General features: G+C 72.3%; 17 protein-coding genes and 1 pseudogene. 10 read left to right on the top strand and 8 right to left on the bottom strand.

Features of this window, described 5'->3' with window-relative positions; genetic code table 11:
* Position 1: 1 nt before the first annotated feature.
* Positions 2-1201 (top strand): MarP family serine protease, encoded by a 1200-nt coding sequence (locus ACFY9E_RS15240; protein ID WP_390983374.1) that lies wholly within the window; start codon positions 2-4, stop codon positions 1199-1201.
* Between the two features lie 51 nt (positions 1202-1252).
* On the opposite strand, the gene ACFY9E_RS15245 is transcribed toward ACFY9E_RS15240, so the two are convergent.
* The 6 genes from ACFY9E_RS15245 to ACFY9E_RS15270 all read right to left on the bottom strand — a co-directional run bounded on the left by ACFY9E_RS15245 (position 1253) and on the right by ACFY9E_RS15270 (position 9466).
* Positions 1253-1435, bottom strand: a complete 183-nt coding sequence (locus tag ACFY9E_RS15245; RefSeq protein ID WP_283968055.1) for a hypothetical protein — start codon at positions 1433-1435, stop codon at positions 1253-1255.
* Between the two features lie 129 nt (positions 1436-1564).
* The gene (locus ACFY9E_RS15250; protein WP_390983378.1) at positions 1565-2518 is read right to left on the bottom strand and encodes an alpha/beta fold hydrolase; all 954 of its coding nucleotides are present in this window, start codon (positions 2516-2518) and stop codon (positions 1565-1567) included.
* Positions 2515-3003, bottom strand: coding sequence for a phage holin family protein (locus ACFY9E_RS15255; protein ID WP_390983381.1), 489 nt, complete (start codon positions 3001-3003; stop codon positions 2515-2517). The genes ACFY9E_RS15250 and ACFY9E_RS15255 overlap by 4 nt, the downstream gene beginning before the upstream one ends.
* A gap of 121 nt (positions 3004-3124) precedes the next feature.
* Positions 3125-4561: a Na+/H+ antiporter NhaA gene (gene nhaA / locus ACFY9E_RS15260; RefSeq protein WP_390983383.1), complete on the bottom strand. Its 1437-nt coding sequence runs from the start codon at positions 4559-4561 to the stop codon at positions 3125-3127.
* A gap of 198 nt (positions 4562-4759) precedes the next feature.
* Positions 4760-6715 carry an acetate--CoA ligase gene (acs, locus tag ACFY9E_RS15265; RefSeq protein ID WP_390983386.1) on the bottom strand — a complete coding sequence of 652 codons (1956 nt, stop codon included), beginning with the start codon at positions 6713-6715 and terminating at the stop codon, positions 4760-4762.
* Positions 6716-7096: 381 nt separating this feature from the next.
* The gene (locus ACFY9E_RS15270; RefSeq protein ID WP_390983388.1) at positions 7097-9466 is read right to left on the bottom strand and encodes a SulP family inorganic anion transporter; all 2370 of its coding nucleotides are present in this window, start codon (positions 9464-9466) and stop codon (positions 7097-7099) included.
* A gap of 291 nt (positions 9467-9757) precedes the next feature.
* Between ACFY9E_RS15270 and ACFY9E_RS15275 the strand changes: the two genes are divergently transcribed.
* The gene (locus ACFY9E_RS15275; protein ID WP_390983391.1) at positions 9758-11023 is read left to right on the top strand and encodes a hypothetical protein; all 1266 of its coding nucleotides are present in this window, start codon (positions 9758-9760) and stop codon (positions 11021-11023) included.
* 90 nt (positions 11024-11113) lie between these two features.
* Complete coding sequence (locus ACFY9E_RS15280) at positions 11114-11938, top strand: oxidoreductase (protein WP_352115495.1); 825 nt, start codon at positions 11114-11116, stop codon at positions 11936-11938.
* Between the two features lie 336 nt (positions 11939-12274).
* Here the strand turns inward: ACFY9E_RS15280 and ACFY9E_RS15285 are convergent, their stop codons facing one another.
* Positions 12275-13108, bottom strand: coding sequence for an HAD-IB family hydrolase (locus ACFY9E_RS15285; protein WP_390983394.1), 834 nt, complete (start codon positions 13106-13108; stop codon positions 12275-12277).
* Between the two features lie 573 nt (positions 13109-13681).
* Between ACFY9E_RS15285 and ssd the strand changes: the two genes are divergently transcribed.
* The 7 genes and pseudogenes from ssd to ACFY9E_RS15320 form a co-directional block, all read left to right on the top strand.
* The gene (gene ssd / locus ACFY9E_RS15290) at positions 13682-14794 is read left to right on the top strand and encodes a septum site-determining protein Ssd (RefSeq protein WP_390983397.1); all 1113 of its coding nucleotides are present in this window, start codon (positions 13682-13684) and stop codon (positions 14792-14794) included.
* Positions 14791-16017, top strand: coding sequence for a TadA family conjugal transfer-associated ATPase (locus tag ACFY9E_RS15295; RefSeq protein ID WP_390983400.1), 1227 nt, complete (start codon positions 14791-14793; stop codon positions 16015-16017). The genes ssd and ACFY9E_RS15295 overlap by 4 nt, the downstream gene beginning before the upstream one ends.
* Positions 16001-16873, top strand: a complete 873-nt coding sequence (locus ACFY9E_RS15300; protein ID WP_390983402.1) for a type II secretion system F family protein — start codon at positions 16001-16003, stop codon at positions 16871-16873. Before ACFY9E_RS15295 ends, ACFY9E_RS15300 begins: the two co-directional genes overlap by 17 nt.
* Positions 16870-17661, top strand: a complete 792-nt coding sequence (locus tag ACFY9E_RS15305) for a type II secretion system F family protein (RefSeq protein WP_390983405.1) — start codon at positions 16870-16872, stop codon at positions 17659-17661. The genes ACFY9E_RS15300 and ACFY9E_RS15305 overlap by 4 nt, the downstream gene beginning before the upstream one ends.
* 70 nt (positions 17662-17731) lie before the next feature.
* Positions 17732-17941 (top strand): DUF4244 domain-containing protein, encoded by a 210-nt coding sequence (locus ACFY9E_RS15310; protein WP_390983708.1) that lies wholly within the window; start codon positions 17732-17734, stop codon positions 17939-17941.
* Entirely contained in the window at positions 17928-18287 is a 360-nt protein-coding gene (locus tag ACFY9E_RS15315) for a TadE family type IV pilus minor pilin (protein ID WP_390983407.1), read from the top strand. Before ACFY9E_RS15310 ends, ACFY9E_RS15315 begins: the two co-directional genes overlap by 14 nt.
* Positions 18288-18331: 44 nt before the next feature.
* Positions 18332-18739 (top strand): annotated as a pseudogene (locus tag ACFY9E_RS15320) (Rv3654c family TadE-like protein); the annotation flags it as partial.
* On the opposite strand, the gene ACFY9E_RS15325 reads toward ACFY9E_RS15320, so the two are convergent.
* Complete coding sequence (locus ACFY9E_RS15325) at positions 18645-21194, bottom strand: DEAD/DEAH box helicase (protein WP_390983409.1); 2550 nt, start codon at positions 21192-21194, stop codon at positions 18645-18647. The pseudogene ACFY9E_RS15320 and the gene ACFY9E_RS15325 sit on opposite strands and share 95 nt — an antisense overlap.
* Positions 21195-21211 lie beyond the last annotated feature (17 nt).

Genomic DNA, 21211 nt, shown 5'->3' on the forward strand with positions numbered 1-21211 from the left:
CGTGAACGTGCTGGACATCTTGTTGCTGGTCGCCGCCGTGTGGTTCGCGGTCGTGGGGTACCGCCAGGGGTTCGTCGTCGGCATCCTGTCGGTGACCGGCTTCCTGGGCGGCGGCCTCGTCGCGGTCTACCTGCTGCCCGTCATCTGGGACGCGCTGACGGACAACGCGGAGGTGAGCACGACCGCCGCCGTCGTCGCGGTCGTCGTCGTCATCGTCTGCGCATCCGTCGGCCAGGCCCTCACCACCCACCTCGGCAACAAGTTGCGCCGGCACATCACCTGGTCCCCGGCCCGGGCCCTGGACGCCACCGGCGGCGCCCTCGTCAACGTCGTGGCGATGCTCCTGGTCGCCTGGCTGATCGGCTCCGCCCTCGCGGGCACGACGCTGCCGACCCTCGGCAAGGAGGTCCGCAACTCCAAGGTGCTGCTGGGTGTCTCGCAGGCGCTGCCGGAGCAGGCGGCCACCTGGTTCGCGGACTTCTCCTCCGTCCTCGCACAGAACGGCTTCCCGCAGGTCTTCAGCCCGTTCTCGAACGAGCCGATCACCGACGTCCAGCCGCCCGACCCGGCGCTCGCGAACAGCGCCGTGGCCAACCGTGCCCAGCGCTCCATCGTCAAGGTCATGGGCACGGCCCCGAGCTGCGGCAAGGTCCTGGAGGGCACCGGCTTCGTCTTCTCCGGCCGCCGTGTGATGACCAACGCGCACGTGGTGGGCGGGGTCGACGAGCCGACCGTGCAGATAGGCGGCGAGGGCAGGAAGTACGACGCCAAGGTCGTGCTCTACGACTGGCGGCGCGACATCGCCGTCCTCGACGTGCCGGATCTCAAGGCGCCCGTGCTGCGGTTCACCGAGAAGGACGCGAGCAGCGGTGACGGCGCGATCGTCGCCGGCTTCCCGGAGAACGGGGCGTACGACGTCCGGGCCGCGCGCGTGCGGGGCCGCATCACGGCCAACGGCCCGGACATCTACCACCGCGGCACGGTCCGCCGCGACGTCTACTCCCTCTTCGCGACCGTCCGCCAGGGCAACTCCGGCGGCCCGCTGCTCACGCCCGACGGCAAGGTCTACGGCGTCGTCTTCGCCAAGTCGCTCGACGACGCCCAGACGGGATACGCGCTGACCGTGGACGAGATCCAGGAGGACATCACCAAGGGGCGCACCGCCGACCAGCAGGTGGGCAGCGACAGCTGCGCCCTCTAGGAGCGGTCCTGGAGCGGGAGGTGTCGGGGCGTCACTCGCGCGAGTGACGCCTCAGTCGCGTGTGGGACGCAGTCGTACGGAGACCCAGCGGGCCCGGCGGCGGAGGATACGCGGAATACCGACCCGGGGGTCCGCGGTCGCCATCTGCGGTGCGCCGCTTCGCCGGTGGGGGTTCGCACCGCCCGCCGAGCGGCGATTGCGGGTTGCGTCACTGTAGTCGTGCGTCCAGCCCATACCCCGACGTGTGCCCCCGCCCCATGGTCGATAACCGCTCCCGGGGCGTCCAATTGGCCTATGCGCCGGGCAATTGGCCGTTCGTCAGACATGCGTTCAGGTGCCGGTGGGGCGGGTGGGGCCGACCGGTCACCGGTCGGGTTCGGGATCCCGCAGCCAGTTGATGAGTTCCGAGGAGAACGCGACCGGGTCCTCCTCGTGCGGGAAGTGTCCGAGGCCGTCGAACAGGCGCCAGCGGTAGGGGGCTTCGACGTACTCGCCGGACCCGGCCGCGCTGCGCGTGCGCATCACGGGGTCGAGCGAGCCGTGCAGATGGAGCGTCGGCACCCGCACGGGCCGCTTCATCCGCCGGTTGAACTGGATGCCGTCCGGGCGGGCCAGGGAGCGCACCATCCAGCGGTACGGCTCGACCGCGCAGTGTGCGGCGGAGGGGATGCACATGGCGCGGCGGTACGTCTGCAGCGCCTCCTCCTCGGGCGGGCGCGGCCCGGACCATTCCTGGATCAGCTCCGCGACGAGCGCACCGTCGTCGGCGGTGAGCTGCCGCTCCGGGATCCAGGGCCGCTGGAACCCCCAGATGTGTGAACCGGCGCGGGTCTGCTTGACGTCCCTCAGCATGGCCGAACGCCAGCGCCGCGGGTGCGGCATGGACGCGACCGCGAGCCGCCGCACCAGCTTGGGGCGCATCGCGGCCGCCGTCCACGCGAGATATCCGCCCAGGTCGTGGCCGACCAGCGCGGCGTCCGGCTCGCCGAGGGAGCGGATGACGCCGGTGACGTCGAGCGCGAGGTTGGCGGGGTCGTAGCCGCGCGGCGTGCGGTCGCTGCCGCCGACGCCCCGCAGGTCCATGGCGACGGCCCGGAAGCCCGCGTCGGCGAGCGCGACCATCTGGTGCCGCCAGGTCCACCAGAACTGCGGGAAGCCGTGCAGCAGCAGCACCAGGGGCCCGTCACCCAGCTCGGCGATGTGGAAGCGGGCGCCGTTGGCGGCGACGTCGCGGTGGCTCCAGGGGCCGTCCAGCAGGACGGCCGGAGCCGGGGGTGCCGAAGGTGATTGCCCCGGAGGGAGGGAGGAGCCCGTCATGAGGACGAGCGTGCCACAGCCTCGATGGCCTCGGGGACCCGGTCCTTCGGGAGCTCCGGCCGCGGGTGCGGCTTGGCCTTCTGCAGCACGACCGCGGTCTTCTTCATCGACGCGGCGACCTTCTGCGGGCCCTTGCTCTTCTTGGCCTTCTTCGCGAAGGCCACGCCGACCAGTGCGAGGACGAGCGCGACCAGCACGTTCGCCGCGAACGACAGCAGGAAGCAGACCGCGAGGTTCCAGTCGCTCCAGGTGCGGATGCCGTACGCCAGCGCGAAGTTCAGCATCGGCAGGGAGAAGATCAGCACCGCACCGGCCGCCGAGAAGGCCCCGCCGCTGGTCGCGCCGCGCTTCACGTCCTGTTTGAGCTGCGCCTTCGCCAGTGCGATCTCGTCGTGCACCAGCGCCGACATTTCCGCCGTCGCCGAGGCGAACAGCTGGCCGATGCTGCGTTCGGCGCCGACCGGGCTGCCGTCGGGTGCGCTCATCGCGGTCTCCCTCTTCTGCGTACGGTCCGATGTCCGCGTCTTCTGTCTGACCCGTGCGCGGTCGTCCGACTGCGCACGGCATGACTGCGTACGGTCCCGTCTTTTGTACCGTCTCGTCAGATCATGCCGGACGGTGGTGGTCCTCGCCTGCCCCGCCCGGCACTTCGGCAAGCCCGTGGCGCGCGGCTGCCTTCTCACGGGCGATCTTGCGGTGTTCGGCGGCCTTGCGCTCGTAGAGCGCGGCGAGCCGCAGGTGGTACGCCGGATCGTCCTCCTCGTAGACGTCCGGGATGCCGTCGGCGTCCTCGTCGCGCTCCTCGTCCGCCCACAGCCTGCGGTACTTGGCGTTCCGCATTTTCAGCAGGACGGTCGCGAGTGTCGCGGCGATCAGCGAGCCCAGCAGGACGGCGGCCTTGACCTCGTTCGTCATCGTCTGGTCCCCCTCGAAGGCGAGTTCGCCGATGAGCAGCGAGACGGTGAAGCCGATGCCGGCGAGGGCCGCCACGGCGAACACGTCCGCCCAGGCGAGGTCGTCGCTGAGCGACGCCCGGGTGAAACGGGCCGCCAGCCACGTCCCGCCGAAGATGCCGAGTGCCTTGCCGAGCACGAGCCCGAGGACGACACCGAGGGTCTCGGGCCGGGTGAACACGTCGGCGAGCGCCCCGCCGGACACTGCGACCCCCGCGCTGAACAGGGCGAACAGGGGGACGGCCAGCCCCGCGGACAGGGGCCGTACGAGGTGCTCGACGCGCTCGCCGGGGGAGCGGTCCTCGCCCTCGTGGCGGTGGCAGCGCAGCATCAGGCCCATGGCGACACCGGCGATGGTGGCGTGGATGCCGCTGTTGTACATCAGCGCCCAGATGACGAGGGCGAGCGGCAGGTACACGTACCAGCCGCGGACGCCCTTGCGCAGCAGCAGCCAGAAGAGCAGCAGACCGGCGGCGGCACCGCCGAGGGTGGCGAAGTTCAGGTCGGCGGTGAAGAACACCGCGATGATCAGGATCGCGAAGAGGTCGTCGACGACGGCGAGCGTGAGCAGGAAGGCCCGCAGCGCACTCGGCAGGGACGTGCCGATGACGGCGAGCACGGCGAGCGCGAACGCGATGTCGGTGGCGGTCGGCACGGCCCAGCCGGCCAGGGAGCCACCGCCGGCGACGGTGGTGACGGTGTAGACGAGCGCCGGTACGGCCATGCCGCAGAGCGCGGCGACGACCGGGAGCGCGGCGGCCTTCGGGTCCCGCAGATCGCCCGCCACGAGTTCCCGCTTGAGCTCGATCCCCGCGACGAAGAAGAAGACCGCCAGCAGCCCGTCGGCGGCCCAGTGCGCGATCGACAGGTCGAGGCCGAGGGCGGCGGGGCCCACGTGGAAGTGGGAGACGCTCTCGTAACTGTCACGCACGGCGGGGATGTTCGCCCAGAGCAGCGCGGCGACCGCGGCCGCGAGCAGCAGCACCCCGCCGACGGTCTCCGTGCGCAGCGCGTCCGTCACGTAGGTCCGCTCGGGCAGTGACAGCCGGCCGAGGACCTTGCGAGGGGTGGTGGAGCGAGGCGCGGTCACGGAGAACCTCCGGTCGGTGGGCAGGACGGAGCACATGCCGACCAGACTTCCCGGCGCACCATGGAGCACTTGTTTTTGCTTAGTCTAGGAAAACGTACGGCTGTGCGCATCCGGCGGTCCCTCGCCGCCGGGGCGCCCCGGCGGAGGGCACCCGATGATCGGGTGCCCTCCGCCGGCTCCGCCGTTCCGCTGCCGCGATCAGTCCTCGCTGGAGGCGGCGGGCAGCTTGGCCTGGATGAGGTCCATGACCGTGGAGTCGGTCAGCGTGGTGACGTCACCCAGCTGACGGTTCTCGGCGACGTCCCGCAGCAGCCGGCGCATGATCTTGCCGGAGCGGGTCTTGGGCAGCTCGGCGACCGGCAGGATCCGCTTGGGCTTGGCGATCGGGCCGAGGGTGTTGCCGACGTGGGCGCGCAGCTCGGCGACCAGGGTCTCGGTCTCCGTGGCCGTGCCGCGCAGGATCACGAAGGCGACGATCGCCTGTCCGGTCGTCTCATCCGACGCGCCGACCACGGCCGCCTCGGCGACCGAGGGGTGGGAGACCAGCGCGGACTCGACCTCGGTGGTGGAGATGTTGTGCCCGGAGACGAGCATGACGTCGTCGACCCGGCCGAGCAGCCAGATGTCGCCGTCGTCGTCCTTCTTGGCGCCGTCACCGGCGAAGTACTTGCCCTCGAAGCGCGACCAGTAGGTGTCGATGAAGCGCTGGTCGTCGCCCCAGATGGTGCGCAGCATCGACGGCCACGGCTCGGTGAGCACCAGGTATCCGCCACCGCCGTTGGGCACCTCGTTGGCCTCGTCGTCGACGACCGTCGCGGCGATGCCGGGCAGCGGGGTCTGCGCCGAACCGGGCTTGGTCGCGGTCACGCCCGGCAGCGGCGTGATCATCATGGAGCCGGTCTCGGTCTGCCACCAGGTGTCGACGACCGGGGTGCGGTCGCCGCCGATGTTCTTGCGGTACCAGATCCACGCCTCGGGGTTGATCGGCTCGCCCACCGAGCCCAGCACGCGCAGGCTGGACAGGTCGAACTTGGCGGGGATGTCGTCGCCCCACTTCATGAACGTACGGATCGCGGTCGGCGCGGTGTACAGGATCGTGACCCCGTACTTCTGCACGATCTCCCAGAAGCGGCCCTGGTGCGGGGTGTCCGGGGTGCCCTCGTACATGACCTGCGTCGCGCCGTTGGCCAGGGGGCCGTAGACGATGTACGAGTGTCCGGTGACCCAGCCGACGTCGGCCGTGCACCAGTAGACGTCCGTCTCGGGCTTGAGGTCGAAGACGGCGTGGTGGGTGTAGGCGGTCTGCGTGAGGTAACCGCCGGAGGTGTGCAGGATGCCCTTCGGCTTACCCGTGGTGCCCGAGGTGTAGAGGATGAACAGCGGGTGCTCGGCGTTGAACGGCTGCGGGGTGTGCTCGGCGCTCTGCCGCCCCACCAGGTCGTGCCACCACACGTCGCGGCCCTCGGTGAAGGCGACCTCCTGGCCCGTGCGCCGCACGACCAGGACGTGCTCGACGGTGCCCGCCTTCTCGACGGCCTCGTCCACGGCCGGCTTGAGCGCGGAGGGCTTGCCGCGCCGGTAGCCGCCGTCGGAGGTGATGATCACGCGAGCGTCGGCGTCCTGGATGCGGGTGGCGAGCGCGTCCGAGGAGAAACCGCCGAAGACGACCGAGTGCGCGGCGCCGATCCGGGCGCAGGCCAGCATCGCGATCGCCGTCTCGGGGATCATCGGCATGTAGACGGCGACCCGGTCGCCCGCCTGGACTCCCAGCTCCAGCAGAGCGTTGGCCGCCTTGGAGACCTCGTCCTTGAGCTCGGCGTAGGTGATCGCGCGGCTGTCGCCGGGCTCGCCCTCGAAGTGGATGGCGACCCGGTCGCCGTGTCCGGCTTCCACGTGCCGGTCGACGCAGTTGTAGGCGACGTTGAGCTCGCCGTCCTGGAACCACTTGGCGAACGGCGGGTTCGACCAGTCGAGCGTCTCGGTGGGCTCCTTGGCCCAGGTCAGCCGGCGGGCCTGCTCGGCCCAGAAGCCGAGCCTGTCAGCCTTGGCCTGCTCATACGCCTCCGCGGTGACGTTGGCGTTCGCGGCCAGGTCGGCGGGGGGTGCGAACCTGCGCTCTTCCTTGAGCAGGTTGGCCAGGCTCTCGTTGCTCACGGCATCTGCCTTTCCCAGGGTGTCCGTTGTGTCCCAGGCCACAGCTCATCAGACCCGAGGGTGCGATGACAAGGGCCGACCGCCGATTGGTTTAGACCTGTTGGGTGGTGCTGTCGACGGCGGGGTTCATCCGTAGCCACGGACGCCGACCAGGGAAAGTTCACCGCGTGTGCGGCCCGTCATCGGAGCGCGGCGGAGCGGGAGGAGCCGTGGCGGTAGTCCTGCGAGGCTCGCCGACCGGACCGGAGATGGGGGCAACCGTCCGGAGCACCGACGGGGCGGGGTCGGGCCCGGGTGGGCCAGGGGTGTGCCCCCACCGCCGATCGGGGGCACACCCTCATCCGGTGCCGGGCGGGGACAGAGCCCCACCCGGCGCCGGGCTCACGCCGTCAGGTCCGACTCGCGTACCCGGTCGAAGACGCCGCCGGTGTCCGTCTCGGTGAGCAGGTACGCCTCGGCCTCGCCCACGTGGAAGTACATCCCGTGCAGCTCCAGGGCGCCCTCGCCGAGGGCCCGGGCCACCGAGTCGTGGGCACGCAGGTGCTCCAGCTGCTGGACCACGTTCGTGAGGCACAGCTGCTCGACCGCGTCCTCGGGGGAGCGCCCGGCGAGCCTGCCCCAGGAGGCGGTGTCGTCGGCCATGCGCTCCAGGCTCGGCAGCCCGTGCCGCAGCCATCGCTTCAGCGGGGTCCGGGCGCCTCCGGGCTCGGAGTTGAGCAGGGCCTGCATGGCGCCGCATCCCGAGTGCCCGCACACCGTGATGGACCGCACCCGCAGGACGTCCACGGCGTACTCGATCGCGGCCGACACCGAGTCGTCGCCGCTCTCCTCGCCGGGACGCGGGACGAGGTTGCCCACGTTGCGCACGACGAACAGGTCGCCCGGGCCACTGGCGGTGATCATCGAGGTGACCAGTCGGGAGTCGGCGCAGGTCAGGAAGAGCTGCGAGGGCCGCTGCCCCTCACGCGCCAGCCGGGCCAGCTCGCTGCGCACCAGAGGGGCGGTGTTGCGCTGGAACGCGCTGATGCCGCGCGCCAGTTCGTGCCCGCTGGCTCCGCCGGTGCCCGTCGGGTCCGGCTCGGAGCGGTCCGACCCGTCCGGGTTCTTCTCGGCGGGGGACACGGACTGCGGACCGTCGCACTGGTGGTTGCGCCAGGGTGTCCAGGGCCGGCAACGGCAGCCGGTGAGGGCCTGGGGCTCGGAGACGCGGGTGCCGGGATGCCGGCCGGTGATCTCCACCGTGCCGCCCTGTGCGGTGTGCGTCTTCTGCCAGTCCTGCAAGGTCTCGTACGCCGCGTGGTCCATGAACGACCCGTCCAGTTCGACGACGGTGTCGGCACCGTGGGGCACGAGATGCAGGGTCCGGCTGAGCCGTGGCACCGCGAGGAACGTCAACTGGCCTCTGACGTGGACGTGATGGACTCCTTCCCTTTCCTCGTGCGTGATGCGGGTGCGGGTGAGGCGGTGCAGGGCGACGCCGACGGCCATGGCGATGCCGAGCGCCACGCCCTCCAGGACGCCGAAGGAGACCACGCCGAGGGTGGTCACGGCGTAGACCCACACTTCCCGGTGGCGCGTCACGGTGCGGATGTGGTTCAGGGACACCATCTGGATACCGACGGCCATCACCAGGGCGGCGAGCGAGGCGAGCGGGATGAGCTCCAGGATGGGGACCATCAGCAGCGTGGCGATCACTACGAGAACGCCGTGCAGCATCGTGGAGTTCCGGCTGACCGCTCCCGCGTGCACATTCGCCGAACTCCGCACGGCCACACCGGCGATGGGCAGTCCGCCGAGCGAGCCGGAGACGATGTTGGCCGCGCCCTGCCCGAGCAGTTCACGGTCGAGGCGGGAGCGCCCGACGCGGGCGGGCAGGCCCGGGCGGCCGGCCACCAGCTTGTCCACGGCGACCGCGCCGAGCAGCGACTGCACGCTGCACACCAGCGTGGTCGTGAGCACGGCGGCGACCAGGCCGAGCACGGGGCCCTCGGGCAGCCCGGCCAGGGCGTGGTTGCTCCAGGACGGCAGGTCGACCTTGGGCAGGCGGAGACCGGCGAGGGCGGCGACCGCGGTGGCCCCGGCGACGGCGATGAGCGCGGCCGGGATCTTGCGCAGCAGATGTCCGGCCCGGCCGGGCAGTCTCGGCCAGAGCAGGAGCAGCGCCAGGGTCAGCACGCTGACCGACACGGCCTCGGGGCGCATGTCCGCCAACTGGGCGGGCAGCGCGCGGAGGTTGTCCGGGACGGAGCTCTGCGGTGTGCCGCCGAGCACGATGTGCAGTTGAGCGACGGCGATGGTGACGCCGATCCCGGCGAGCATGCCGTGCACGATGGCGGGGCTGACGGCGAGAGCGCCACGGGCCACGCGCAGGCAGCCCAGGCCGAGTTGCGCGAGACCGGCGAGGACGGTGATGGCGCAGGTCGTCCGCCAGCCGTAGCGCTGGATGAGGTCGGCGGTCACCACGGTGAGTCCGGCGGCGGGTCCGCTCACCTGGAGCGGGGAGCCGCCCAGCCGCCCGGCGACCAGTCCGCCGACGGCGGCGGCGACGAGGCCGGCTTGCAGAGGGGCGCCGGTCGCGAGGGCGATGCCCAGGGACAGGGGCAGGGCGATCAGGAAGACCGCGATCGAGGCCGACACATCGGCACCCGCGATGCGGAATCGGCGGGGCCCGGCCGGTGGCGGACTGTGGGGCGGATGCGTGCGCTCGGTTCGGTTCGGGTCGGCGGCGCGTGTGGGGACGCAGGCTGACATGGTTTCCCGTCTCCTCCGGGGCTGCGGCGGTCGCGTCATTGGGGGTCCCGCTCGGGGCGGGGTTCGGTCGCGGCGGTCACGGCGTAAATCGGCGGGATGAATCAACGCTCGGTAAACGGATCGTAATGCAGAGTAAAGGGCGAGCATAGACTTTACGGGCAAATGGGTGAATAGATCACTCTGAAGAGTGAAGTGGCCATTTGATCGGCTTGTCGTACTAATTCCTTCTCGATCTCGTGTGAATGTGGCGGCGCTGTCCGCACCCGAGAGAAGGAAGAAGGTGGGCGGAACATGGCCGCCACCCCCAGGATCGCCGCGGGCTCCGTGATCGCCGCGGTCTGCGCCGCATCGCTCGCCGGTTGCGCGACCGGCACCCCCCGGCAGGAGAACCCCGACCCGCAGAAGGCGACGCCGGCACAGGCGCCGAAGAGCGCGGTCCGGCTGATCGGAGACGGCTCCACCGCCTACACCGGCGCCCAGCCCCACCTGCCCAGGCCCGAACGGCTGCGGCCCGGTCAGAAGCCCCCGCAGTTCGTCGTCTTCTCCTGGGACGGCGCGGGCGAGGACGGCCAGAAGCTGTTCTCCCACTTCCGCAAGGTCGCCAAGAAGAACAACGCGACCATGACGTACTTCCTGAGCGGCGTGTACATGCTGCCGGACGAGGAACGCGACCAGTACCGCCCGCCCCAGCACTCCCCGGGCCGCTCCGACATCGGCTTCAACGACCGCCGGGGCATCGCCGCCACCGTGAAGCAGCTGCGCCTGGCCTGGCTGGAAGGCAACGAGATCGGCACCCACTTCAACGGCCACTTCTGCGGCAGCGGCGGCGGTGTCGGCGAGTGGTCCGTGCAGGACTGGAAGGACGAGATCTCCCAGGCCAAGCGGTTCGTGAAGACCTGGAAGACCAACACCGGCCTGAAAGGCGCCTCCCCGCTCCCCTTCGACTACGACAAGGAGCTCATCGGCGCCCGCACCCCCTGCCTCGAAGGCCAGCGCAACTTCATGAGGGCCGCCCGTGACCTGGGCTTCCGTTATGACACCAGCGGTGTCAACGACCAGGTCTGGCCGAAGAAGAAGCAGGGCCTGTGGGACGTGTCCATGCAGCTGGTGCCGTTCCCCGGTCACTCCTTCGAGCAGCTCACCATGGACTACAACTTCATGGTCAACCAGTCGGGCACCGCCACCCAGGGCAACCCCGCCAAGTTCGACTACTGGGGCGACCAGATGCGCGACGGCCTGCTCAAGGGCTTCTCGCGGGCCTACGACGGCAACCGCGCGCCCCTGATCATCGGCAACCACTTCGAGTCCTGGAACGGCGGCACCTACATGCGGGCCGTCGAGGAGGTCATCGAGACGGTGTGCACCAAGGAGGAGGTGCGCTGCGTGTCGTTCCGGCAGCTCGTGGACTGGCTGGACGCGCAGGACCCGAAGACGCTGGAGAAGCTGCGCAGCCTGCCGGTCGGCCAGGCGCCCAGGGAGGGCTGGGCGTCCTTCCTGTCGGACCGTCCCGCCCCGGCGCCCAAGGGCGTGCCGGGCGCTCCTGCGGCCAAGGGCTAGTCCTTCGGGCGGACGTGGCCGGGCGCACGCGCGCGTGAAGAAGGCCACTCCGCCGCGGGGCGGGGCCCCGGGGTGCGTAGGGTCGTACTCATGAGTACAGCAGGCGCGACCGCCGATCCCCTCGCGGCCCTGGGGGCGCTGCCCGGAGTGGCCGATTCCGTGGAGTCCGTACGCAAGGCCGTCGACCGGGTCTACGGGCACCGGGTCATGCGGCGGCGCAGTAACGCGATCACCTCCGAGGCCGCCCTGCGCGGCGCCCGAGGCTCGGCCGCGCTGTCCGGCGCGGACTGGGCCCTGGAGGAGGTGCGCCGGCGTACGGACTTCAGTGGTGACGACGAGGCCCGCACCGTGGGTGCCGCCCTACGGCTCACCGCGGAGGCGGGCCAGCTGCTCTCCATCTGGCGGCAGTCGCCCCTGCGTGTACTGGCCCGGCTGCACCTGGTGGCGGCCGCCGGCAAGGGCGACGAGGTGGGGCGGCCCCGCAAGGAGGGCGAGCCGGTCGACGAACCGGTCGTCGGGCTGCCGCTGCCGGGCGCCGCGGAGACGCACGGCCGGCTGGACGGGCTGGCCGGACTGATCATCGCCGGCGGCTCCGCACCGGCGCTGGTGACGGCCGCCGTCGTGCACGGCGAACTTCTCGCGCTGCGCCCCTTCACGTCCCACAACGGCCTGGTCGCGCGCACGGCCGAACGCATCGTCCTGGTGGGCAGCGGGTTGGACCCGAAGTCGGTCTGCGCGGCCGAGGTCGGCCACGCCGAGCTGGGACGCGACGCCTACCTGAAGGCCCTGGGCGGGTACGTCTCCGGTACCCCCGAGGGCGTGGCCGCCTGGATCGCCCACTGCGGCAGGGCCGTCGAACTGGGGGCCCGGGAGTCGATGGCGGTGTGCGAGGCGCTGCAACGCGGAGCGGCCTGATATCGCCCGGCGGAAAAAGTGATGCGGCGGTACGAGTTCTCGTACCGCCGCTGGCATGAGCATCGGGTTACCAAGCGTCCTCGATATATGCCCATCAGGCCGGGAACTTTGCCCGTCACCTGGTGCGGCTGGCCCGTATTCGACGGGTCGACGTCGCGTGGGTGCCCGGTGTTCATGCTCGGTCCGTGGGGCCAAATGCGTTAAAAAGGTGATCCTCGCGGATGTCCTTGGTCTCGCGGGCCGTTGAGTCCTTTGTACTCCTGACCCGCAGTGAGCGGAAGTCCAGACTGCACTTCTTTACTTTTGGGTTCAAATAGGGCGGTGCGTCGCTCCAGGTCAAGCGACCGTCGCCCGGCGCCTGTTCGCGTACCAGACGAGTCCCGCGGTGGCCGCGGCGGCGCCTATGGCGGCGACCGCGACGAGCGCCGGACGCGGCGGTACGGAGAACGCCGGGATGCGCTGCTTGAGCCGGACGGGGCGGTGGAAGTCGAGGATCGGCCACCCGCGCGCGAGGGCCTCGCGGCGCAGCGCCCGGTCCGGGTTCACGGCGTGCGGATGGCCGACGGACTCCAGCATCGGCACATCGGTCGCCGAGTCGCTGTAGGCGTAGCAGCGGCTGAGGTCGTATCCCTCGGACTCGGCCAGTTCCCTGACGGCCTCGGCCTTGGTCGGGCCGTAGGCGTAGTACTCCACCTCGCCGGTGAAGCAGCCGTCCTCGCCCACGACCATGCGGGTGGCGACCACACGGTCCGCGCCGAGCAGGTCGCCGATCGGCTCGACCACTTCGGCGCCCGACGTGGACACGATGACGACGTCGCGTCCGGCGGTGTGGTGCTCCTCGATCAGGGAGGCCGCCTCGTCGTAGATGATCGGGTCGATCAGGTCGTGCAGTGTCTCGGCGACGATCTCCTTGACCTGCTGCACGTTCCAGCCCCGGCACAGGGCGGACAGATATGCGCGCATGCGCTCCATCTGGTCGTGGTCGGCGCCGCCGGCGAGGAAGACGAACTGGGCATATGCGGTGCGCAAGACGGCCCTGCGGTTGATCAGACCGCCTTGGTAGAACGACTTGCTGAACGTGAGGGTGCTCGACTTCGCAATGACCGTCTTGTCCAGGTCAAAGAAGGCGGCTGTGCGGGGCAACGAGTGGTTTTCCACGTCCCAGAGCATAGGGGCAGCCCATTCGGCGTAAGGTGGGGCGCGTGGGTTTGCCTGAGAAGGCTCTCGGGTACACCATGGAAGTCACGGATCGTTCGCGACCGTGCTAACCCGGCCCGACTCCTCCCCCCCCGAGTCGGCCGTGGGGACGACCCCCGCTCTCCCCCCCGGCGGGGGTCGTCGCATGTCCGGGTGGGTTTTCTCCTTCTTTTCACGGCCTGACAGCCGGTCCGGCAGAGCACTGGGCGAGCATTGACATGCTCATGCTCTATCACTCTGCGTAGTGGTCAGACTGCTCTGTGGAAGTCGTGCAGAGGGTCTGAGCGGCTCACCGCTATGGGTGAAGGCGATATTCACAACCCCCGGCACGTCCACAGTTATCCACCAAGATCCACACGATTTCGGGGATCGCTGCACCGTGATTCCGACGCATCCCGCTCGCGGCGAGTTCATGGCCGGTTCCGAGTGCCCGGGGGCGTTGGGCCGGTTTTCGTCGGCCGTTCACAGGGAGGCCGCTCGTCGGTTCTTCCCACGTTTGGGAATCGCGGGGCCGCAGGGGCCGCGCGCGTCACGCAGCGAAGGGGGATGGACACCGTGGCCGGAACCGTCACACACGACCCGCCGCCGACCGCCGGAGGCCGGCAGGGCGGACCGCTGATCGTCACCGAGGACACCGAACTCCTCGACGATCTGCTCCGCCTGTGCGCGGCGGCGGGCGCCACACCCGAGGTGCACCACGGGGTGCCGGAGCGCAGAGGCGGCTGGGAGGCCGCGCCGCTGGTCCTGGTGGGCGACGACGCCGCGCGGAGGGTGCGCGGGGCCGCGCGCAGAAGGGGCGTCGTCCTCGTCGGCCGGGACCAGGACGACTCCGGGGTGTGGCGCCGGGCCGTCGAGATCGGCGCCGAGCACGTCCTGATGCTGCCCGACGGTGAGCAGTGGCTGGTCGACCGGATCGCCGACGTGGCCGAGGGCGTCGGCCGGCCCGCCCTCACCGTGGGCGTCATCGGCGGCCGGGGCGGGGCCGGAGCGTCCACGCTCTCCTGTGCCCTCGCCGTCACCTCCGCGCGGGAGGGACTGCGCACCCTCCTCGTGGACGCCGATCCGCTGGGCGGCGGACTCGACGTACTCCTCGGCGGTGAGACGGCCGAAGGGCTGCGCTGGCCCGCCTTCGCCTCCTCACGCGGCCGGGTCGGCGGGGGAGCCCTGGAGGAGTCGCTGCCCGAGCTGCACTCGCTTCGGGTGCTCAGCTGGGATCGCGGCGACCGGATCGCCGTCCCGCCGCAGGCGGTGCGCGCGGTGCTCGCGGCGGCCCGGCGCCGGGGAGGCACGGTCGTGGTCGACCTGCCGCGCCGGATCGACGACGGTGTCGCCGAGGTCCTCTCGCAGCTGGACCTGGGCGTGCTGGTGGTGCCCGCCGAGCTGCGGGCCGTCGCGGCCGCGGGGCGGGTGGCCTCCGCGGTCGGCATGGTCCTGCGGGACCTGCGGGTGGCGGTCCGCGGGCCGTACCCGCCGGGACTCGACGACCGTGAGGTGGCCCGGCTGCTCGGACTGCCCCTGGTCGGCGAGGTACCGGACGAGCCGGGGCTGGCGCGCCCGGACGAGGGCACGGCGCCACCGGGCACCGCTCCTCGGGGACCGCTCGCCCGGTTCTGCAAGGGGTTCTGGGAGCGGGCGCTCGTCGAGGCGGGTGCGGCATGAGCACCCTGGCCGCATACGAGGGCGCGGCTCTGCTCGACGGGGTGCGGCGGTGGCTGGCCGAGAGCGGGGCCGAGCCGACCCCCGCACGCGTGGCGCAGGCCCTGCGGGAGCAGGGGCGGGTCCTCGGAGACGCAGAGGTCCTGGGGGCCGCCGCACAGTTGCGGTCCGAGCTGGTCGGCAGCGGGCCGTTGGAGCCGCTCCTCGCCGATCCGTCGGTGACGGACGTGCTGGTGTCGGCCCCGGACCGGGTCTGGGTGGACCGGGGCGGCGGACTGGAGCTGACGCCGGTGCGGTTCGCGGACGCGGCGGCCGTACGACGGCTCGCCCAGCGTCTCGCCGCCGTGGCCGGACGCCGTCTGGACGATGCCCGGCCCTGGGCCGACGCCCGGCTGCCCGACGGGACGCGGTTGCACGCGGTGCTGCCGCCGGTGGCCGTCGGCTGCGCCTGCCTGTCGCTGCGGGTCGTGCGGCCCCGTGCCTTCACCCTCGGCGAGCTGGTCGCGGCGGGCACGGTGCCGCCCGGCGGGGACCGCGTGCTGCGGGCGCTGCTCGACGCCCGGCTGTCCTTCCTGGTCAGCGGCGGAACCGGCACCGGCAAGACCACGCTGCTGAGCGCCCTGCTGGGACTGGTGGGGCCGGACGAGCGGATCGTCCTCGCCGAGGACTCGGCGGAACTGCGACCCGATCATCCGCACGTCGTGCGGCTGGAGACCAGACCCGCCAACCAGGAGGGCGCGGGCCTCGTCACCCTCGAGGATCTGGTGCGTCAGGCGCTGCGGATGCGGCCCGACCGGCTGGTCGTGGGCGAGGTGCGCGGGCCCGAAGTGGTGCATCTGCTGGCCGCGTTGAACACCGGGCACGAGGGCGGCTGCGGGACCGTGCACGCCAACGCCGCCGCCGATGTACCGGCCCGGCTGGAGGCGCTCGGCACGGCCGCCGGGCTCGACCGGGCCGCGCTGCACAGCCAACTGGCGGCCGCCCTCTCGGTGGTGCTGCATCTGGTGCGCGACCGCTCCGGGCGGCGGCGGATCGCCGAGGTGCACGTGCTGGAGCGGGACCCGTCGGGTCTGGTGCGGACGGTGCCGGCGCTGCGGTGGGGAGCGCAGGCGTTCGTGCGGGAGCGGGGCTGGGAGCGGCTGCGGGGGCTGCTTCGGGGTGAGGCGAGCGGGAGCGGGCCGGACGAGGCCGCGGTGTTGGGGGCCGGTCATGACGGGGGTGCCTGAGATGTCGGCGGGTGTGGCGGTGGTGTGCATGGGGGCGGCCGTCTGGCTGCTGGGCGAGCGGGAGGAGGCGGCGCGGCGGGCGCGGTTGCTGTTCGCGGGTGGCGGGGCCGTCGCGCACGGACCGCCCGGGTGGCGGTGGCTGACCGGTGGTCTGCGGCGCGTCCGCGGGCGGCTCGGGGCCGAATGGTGGTCGGCGGTGGCCGGGCTGGTGCTGGCGGTGCCCGGGGCGTCGGTGCTGCCGGTCGTCCTGGGGGCGGCCGGGGTGCCGTTGCTGCGGCGGGCCCGGCTGGCCGGCGGGGCGCGGCGGGACCGGGAACAGCGGGCCGACGCGGTGATCGCGTTGTGCGGGGCGCTCGCCGGGGAGGTACGGGCCGGACGCCAGCCGGGCGAGGCGCTGCTGCGGGCCGCGCGGGACTGCGGCGGACTCGCGGACGCCCAGGTGACGGTGCTGGCGGCGGCGCGGTTCGGCGGTGATGTGCCGGACGCGCTCGCGACGGCGGCACGGCAACCGGGTGCCGAGGGACTGCTCGGCCTGGCGGCGTGCTGGCGGGTCGCCGTGGACCAAGGCGCGGGACTGGCGGCCGGACTCGACCGGCTCGCCGCCGCCTTGCGCGCCGAACGTGATCAACGGTCCGACCTGCGTGCCCAGTTGGCGGGCGCCCGGGCCACAGCGGTGATGCTCGCCGGGCTGCCGGCCCTGGGCCTCGCCATCGGCACCGCGCTCGGTGCCGATCCCCTCCACGTCCTGCTGCACACGGGGGCGGGGCTGGGCTGCCTGGCGACCGGCGGGGTGCTGGAGGGCCTGGGGCTGTGGTGGGTGGGGCGGATCGTACGGAGCGCGGAGGAAGTGGCATGAGCGGAGACGTTGTCCACAGGCTGGGGGTGGCCGTGGGGATCGTGGCGCTCTGCGCATGGTCGGCGCGGTGGTTGGTCACCTCCCGGCGCCGCCGGAGGACGCGCCGGCGACTGGCCGGGCTGTCGAGGGCCCGGGAGGTGACAGCTCCTGTCCCACGCCTGGCCCTGCGCGAGATCGCCCGGGCTTGGCTGCCCCCGGCGGGCGTGGCGTGCGCCGGATGGGCGCTGGTCGGGGGTCTCGCCGGGGTCGCCGTGGGGCTGGCCGGCGCGGTGGGCGTGTGGCGGTGGCGGCTGAGGCGGGAGACGGCCGGCGCGGACCCGCGAGCATCCGGCCTCGCCGAGGCGGCGCGGCAACTGCCCCTCGCCGCCGACCTGCTGGCGGCCTGCATCGCGGCGGGCGCCGGCCCGGTGATCGCGGCGCAGGCGGTGGGTGAGGCCCTCGGTGGCCCCGTCGGCGATGCCCTCGCCCGAGGTGCGGCGGAGGTGCGGCTGGGTGGGGAACCGGGTGCAGCCTGGCGGAGGTTGGGTGCCCTCCCGGGCGCCGGAGGCCTGGCCGGGCTGCTGGAACGAGCCGGTGTGTCCGGGCTGCCCGCCGCCGCGCCGGTCGCACGGCTCGCCGCCGAGGCCCGTGCCGACTGGGGCCGCGCCGCGACGGTCAGGGCCCGCCGGGCGGGCGTGATGGTCAGTGCGCCGGTCGGGCTGTGCTTCCTGCCCGCGTTCATCGCGGTCGGCGTGCTGCCCGTGGTGATCGGGCTCGCCGGCGGGGTGCTCGGAGGGGGTGGTGGATGACGCGAGGACGGACCGGAAGCAAGTGAGCGACAACCAGCAGAAGTTCGGACTCTTTCCTACGGAGGTCGAGATGTATCAGGTGGTACGGGCACGACTGCGTGCCCTGGTGAGCGGGATGCGCACGGCACGGAGCGACAGGGGGATGGTCACCTCCGAGTACGCGATGGGAATCATCGCCGCGGTGGCGTTCGCGGTGGTGCTCTACAAGGTCGTCACGAGCGGGCCGGTCAGCGCGGAGCTGCAAGCCATCGTGAAGGGAGCCCTCAATGCGCGGATGTGAGCGGGGCGCCGACCGGGGGTTCGTCACGGCGGAGTCGGCCGTGGTGCTGCCCGTGCTGGTGATGTTCGCGACGGCTCTGGTGTGGGGGCTGCTGGCCGTGGCCGCACAGATCCAGTGTGTGGACGCGGCGCGGACGGGAGCGCGTGCGGCGGCCCGCCAGGACCCGCCCGGCGCGGTCGTGAAGCTGACCCGTGAGGCCGCGCCGCCCGGCGCGAAGGTGACCGTCAGCCGGGACGCGGAGCAGGTCCGGGTGGTCGTCGTGGCCGCACCGCCGGTGCTGCGCGGTCTGTCCTTCACCGTGCGCGAGGAGGCCGTGGCGTCGGTGGAGGAGGCGGTGGGCACGTGAGGCGCCGCCGGGCGAGGGCCGGATCCGGCCGGAGGACGGCGGCCATGGGCCGGCGCGCCGGTTCGGACCGCGGGTCCGCGACCGTCTGGAGCGTGGGGGCGATCGCCGTCCTGTGCGTGGTGTTCGGTGTGGTCCTCGCGCTCGGGCAGGCCGTCGTGATCCGGCATCGTGCGGCGGGCGGTGCGGATCTCGCGGCGCTCGCCGCGGCGGACCACTGGGCCGAGGGCGGTGCGGCCGCCTGTGCCCGGGCAGGCCGGGTGGCCCGGGCACAGGGCGTGCGGCTCGCGCGGTGCGAGGTCACCGGACAGATCTCGGACGTCACGGCGGCGTCGGGACGGGGGCCGTTCACGGCGGAGGTCAGGGCGCGGGCGGGGCCTGCGACGGCTTCGCCGGGCCTCCCGTCGGCTGCTCAGCTGCTCCGTCCGCCGTCTCCTCCTCCCGCGGAGCGCCCTCCTTCGCTTCGGGAGCCCCCTCCAGCAGCACCGTGAGGAGGCGCACCGCCCCCCTCTTGTGCAACGGATCGTTGCCGTTGCCGCACTTGGGGGACTGGATGCAGGACGGACAGCCGGCCTCGCACTCGCAGGAGGCGATGGCCTGGCGGGTGGCGGACAGCCACGTGCGGGCGGTGTGGAAGGCGCGCTCCGCGAAGCCCGCGCCGCCCGGATGGCCGTCGTAGACGAAGACCGTGGGCAGGAGCGTGTCGGGGTGGAGCGGGACCGACACGCCGCCGATGTCCCAGCGGTCGCAGGTCGCGAAGAGGGGCAGCAGGCCGATCGACGCGTGTTCGGCCGCGTGCAGGGAGCCGCCGAGGATCTCCGGGTTGATCCGCGCCCGGTCCAGCTGGTCCTCGGTGACGGTCCACCACACGGCGCGGGTGCGCAGCGTACGGGGAGGGAGGTCGAGTTTGGTCTCGCCGAGCACTTCACCGGTGATGAGCCGTCTGCGCAGGAAGGAGACGACCTGGTTGGTGACCTCGACGGAGCCGTAGCAGAGGCGGCCGTCGCCCCAGGGGATCTCGACGTCCGTCTCCAGGACGGAGATCGACGTCGTGTCCCGGGCGACCGTGGAGTACGGCGGGGCGGCCTCCTCGACGAGGGCGACGGAGTCCTCCAGGTCCAGCGACCGCACCAGGTAGGTGCGGCCCTGGTGGAGGTGGACCGCCCCCTCGTGCACCGTCGAGTGCGCGGCGCCGGCGTCCACTGTGCCGAGCAGCCGGCCCGTGCCGGTCTCCACGACCTGGACCGGGCGTCCGCCCTCGCCCCGGATGTCCGTCAGGTCGGCGGCGCGCTCCCGGCGGGTCCAGTGCCAGGCCTTGGTGCGGCGGCGCAGCAGCTTCGCGGCCTCCAGCTGGGGCAGCAGGCCCTCGCTGGCGGGGCCGAACAGGTCGAGGTCCTCGTCCGTCAGGGGCAGCTCCGCGGCGGCGGCGCACAGGTGCGGAGCCAGCACGTAGGGGTTGTCGGGGTCGAGGACGGTCGATTCGACGGGCTGGTCGAACAGGGCCTCGGGGTGGTGGACGAGGAAGGTGTCCAGCGGGTCGTCACGGGCGACCAGAACGGCCAGCGCCCCCTGCCCCGACCGTCCGGCCCGGCCCGCCTGCTGCCACAGAGAGGCTCGCGTGCCCGGGTAGCCGGCGATGACGACCGCGTCGAGGCCGGAGATGTCGATGCCGAGTTCGAGGGCGTTCGTCGCCGCGAGGCCCAGCAGTTCACCCGAATGGAGGGCTTGTTCGAGTGCGCGGCGCTCCTCCGGCAGGTAACCGCCCCGGTACGCCGCGACACGCCGGGCCAGCGACCGGTCGACCTCGGCCAGACGCTCCTTGGAGATGACCGAGATCAGCTCGGCGCCACGCCGGGAGCGGACGAAGGTGACCGAGCGCACGCCCTGCAGGGTGAGGTCGGTCAGCAGGTCGGCGGCCTCGGCGGTGGCCGTACGGCGGACGGGGGCGCCCCTTTCCCCGTGCAGTTCGGTCAGCGGCGGTTCCCAGAGGGCGAACACCAGTTCACCGCGCGGAGAGGCGTCGTCGGCCACCTCCAGCACCGGCACGCCGGTGAGGCGGCGGGCGGCCACCGCGGGCTCGGCGGCGGTCGCGGAGGCCAGCAGGAACACGGGCGACGCGCCGTAGCGGGCGCACAGGCGGCGCAATCGGCGCAGCACTTGGGCGACGTGGGAGCCGAAGACGCCGCGGTAGGTGTGGCACTCGTCGATGACGACGTACTTCAGCGACTTCAGGAAGGAGGACCAGCGGGGGTGGGAGGGCAGGATGCCGCGGTGCAGCATGTCCGGGTTGGTCAGGACGTAGTTGGCGTACTGACGGATCCACTCGCGTTCCTCGAACGGAGTATCGCCGTCGTACACGGCTGCGCGTACCGAATTGCCCAGGGGATGTGAAAGTTCCTTCACGGAGCGGCACTGGTCCGCCGCGAGGGCCTTGGTCGGAGCCAGGTAGAGAGTGGTCGCGCCGCGGCCGTTCGGGGCCTCGGCGCCCTCCAGGAGAGTGGACAGGACCGGCACGAGGTAGGCCAGGGACTTGCCGGAGGCCGTGCCGGTGGCGACGACGACCGAGTCGCCGTCGAGGGCGTGCTCGGCGGCGCGTGCCTGGTGGGCCCAGGGATGTTCGATGCCCGCGGCCCGCACGGCGGCGACGACCTCCGCGCGGATCCGGTCCGGCCAGACGGCATGCCGACCCGCACGCGGGGGCAAGTGCTCCGTATGAGTAATGCGCGAAGCCCTGCCCGGGCCGGACGCGAGCCGGTCCAGGACCGCGCCCGGCGCGGGTCGGGAGGCGGGGTCCGTCGGGGTTCGATCGGATCGGTGATTCTTGGCCATCGGCACCGAGTGTGTCACTGGCGTGACGGACAATGGAGCCAAGGCGTCGTGCACGCCTGCCGGTAAGTGATTGAATGCCATCGCGGCTGGCGAAGCGT

This window comes from Streptomyces sp. NPDC012466 (genome assembly GCF_042955215.1).
Taxonomy (GTDB): domain Bacteria; phylum Actinomycetota; class Actinomycetes; order Streptomycetales; family Streptomycetaceae; genus Streptomyces.

Coding starts and splice junctions, on each gene's coding strand:
- ACFY9E_RS15280 (WP_352115495.1), top strand. CDS start 11,114: ATGAGTACAGCAGGCGCGACCGCCGATCCCCTCGCGGCCCTGGGGGCG.
- ACFY9E_RS15305 (WP_390983405.1), top strand. CDS start 16,870: ATGAGCGGAGACGTTGTCCACAGGCTGGGGGTGGCCGTGGGGATCGTG.
- ACFY9E_RS15250 (WP_390983378.1), bottom strand. CDS start 2,518: ATGACGGGCTCCTCCCTCCCTCCGGGGCAATCACCTTCGGCACCCCCG.
- ACFY9E_RS15245 (WP_283968055.1), bottom strand. CDS start 1,435: ATGGGCTGGACGCACGACTACAGTGACGCAACCCGCAATCGCCGCTCG.
- ACFY9E_RS15270 (WP_390983388.1), bottom strand. CDS start 9,466: ATGTCAGCCTGCGTCCCCACACGCGCCGCCGACCCGAACCGAACCGAG.
- ACFY9E_RS15300 (WP_390983402.1), top strand. CDS start 16,001: ATGACGGGGGTGCCTGAGATGTCGGCGGGTGTGGCGGTGGTGTGCATG.
- ACFY9E_RS15310 (WP_390983708.1), top strand. CDS start 17,732: ATGTATCAGGTGGTACGGGCACGACTGCGTGCCCTGGTGAGCGGGATG.
- ACFY9E_RS15325 (WP_390983409.1), bottom strand. CDS start 21,194: ATGGCATTCAATCACTTACCGGCAGGCGTGCACGACGCCTTGGCTCCA.
- ACFY9E_RS15315 (WP_390983407.1), top strand. CDS start 17,928: ATGCGCGGATGTGAGCGGGGCGCCGACCGGGGGTTCGTCACGGCGGAG.
- ACFY9E_RS15295 (WP_390983400.1), top strand. CDS start 14,791: ATGAGCACCCTGGCCGCATACGAGGGCGCGGCTCTGCTCGACGGGGTG.
- ACFY9E_RS15275 (WP_390983391.1), top strand. CDS start 9,758: ATGGCCGCCACCCCCAGGATCGCCGCGGGCTCCGTGATCGCCGCGGTC.
- ACFY9E_RS15285 (WP_390983394.1), bottom strand. CDS start 13,108: ATGCTCTGGGACGTGGAAAACCACTCGTTGCCCCGCACAGCCGCCTTC.
- ssd (WP_390983397.1), top strand. CDS start 13,682: ATGGACACCGTGGCCGGAACCGTCACACACGACCCGCCGCCGACCGCC.
- ACFY9E_RS15255 (WP_390983381.1), bottom strand. CDS start 3,003: ATGAGCGCACCCGACGGCAGCCCGGTCGGCGCCGAACGCAGCATCGGC.